This is a genomic window from Mesorhizobium sp. M7A.F.Ca.CA.004.04.2.1 (assembly GCF_004022825.1).
In the GTDB taxonomy this organism is placed as follows: domain Bacteria; phylum Pseudomonadota; class Alphaproteobacteria; order Rhizobiales; family Rhizobiaceae; genus Mesorhizobium.
Map to the genome: position 1 here is coordinate 1 of NZ_RZPH01001366.1, position 1,227 is coordinate 1,227.

At 65.4% G+C, this 1,227-nt stretch carries 2 protein-coding genes; both read left to right on the plus strand.

All coding sequences use genetic code 11. The features are described 5' to 3' along the window. A partial coding sequence (locus EN893_RS34605; RefSeq protein WP_164901414.1) for a substrate-binding domain-containing protein occupies nucleotides 1-451 on the plus strand: 451 nt, incomplete at its 5' end. Beyond that, nucleotides 448-1,227 (plus strand): malonate decarboxylase subunit alpha (locus EN893_RS34610; protein WP_206528712.1); only part of this gene is annotated, 780 nt, incomplete at its 3' end. The genes EN893_RS34605 and EN893_RS34610, both read left to right, overlap by 4 nt.

Here is a 1,227-nt window from a genome sequence, read left to right on the forward strand (position 1 = left end):
ATTTCGCGAAGCCTGCGAGACGCAGGGCATCGCCGCCCGCGACGCACTGGTCGTCGAGGGCGAGACCAGCCGCAGAGGGGGTATAGGGTGTCTGGAAACCGCTCTCGCTATGGCTGAACCGCCGACCGCGGCGCTCTGCTTCAACGACGCTGTCGCCTTTGGCGCCATGCTGGCGCTGCGCAAGCGCGGGCTTGAGCCGGGAGTTGATTTCGCCATCGTCGGTTTCGACGATGTAGCCGAGGCCGAGCACTATATGCCGGCGCTGACCAGCGTCGCGGTGGACTCGGCCGGCCTCGGCGAACGCGCCGCCCATGTCATGCTGAAAATGATCCAGTCGCGCACCACGCGGGCCGAGGACCATATCGGCGCGGTCAATCTGGTCGTCAGGGAAAGCTGTGGCCCGGATCGCCGCACCCGAAACAGGACGGCCGGTTCGGGGATCATGAATTGAGCAAGGTCGTTTCGGCAGCGCAGGCAGCGGGCCTGATCAAGGACGGCATGGTCGTCTCCGTGTCGTCGTCGAGCGGTCTCGGCTGTCCGGACGCGGTGCTTGCCGCGATCGGCGAACGCTTCGAGGAGGAAGGCCACCCAAAAAATATCACCACACTTCACCCGATCGCCGCCGGCGACATGTACGGCATCAAAGGCATCGACCATCTGGCCAAGCCCGGCCTGCTGAAGCGTACTTTGTGCGGCTCCTACCCGTCCGGCCCCTCCTCTTCCGAACCGCCGCAGATCTGGAAGATGATCGGCGACAATTCGGTGGCCGCCTACAACGTGCCGTCCGGCATCCTGTTCGACATGCACCGCGAAGCGGCCGCCAAGCGGCCGGGCGTGCTGACCAAGGTCGGCCTCGACACCTTCGCCGACCCGCGCCACCAGGGCTGCGCCATGAACGCCGCCGCAAGCGAGCCGATCGTTTCGGTGCAGCAGTTCGACGGCGAGGAATGGCTCTATTTCCGCTCCATCGTGCCGCAGGTCTCGATCATTCGCGCCACGTCAGCCGACGAGCGCGGCAACCTCACCTACGAGCATGAGGGCGCCTATCTCGGTGGCCTCGAACAGGCGCTCGCCGCCCGTAACAATGGCGGCATCGTTATCGCGCAGGTCAAGCGCGTCGTCGAAAACGGTACGCTGAAACCGCATGACGTGCGCGTGCCGGGCGTCCTGGTCGACCATATCGTCGTCGCGCCCGACCAGTTGCAGACGACGCTGACACCCTATGAC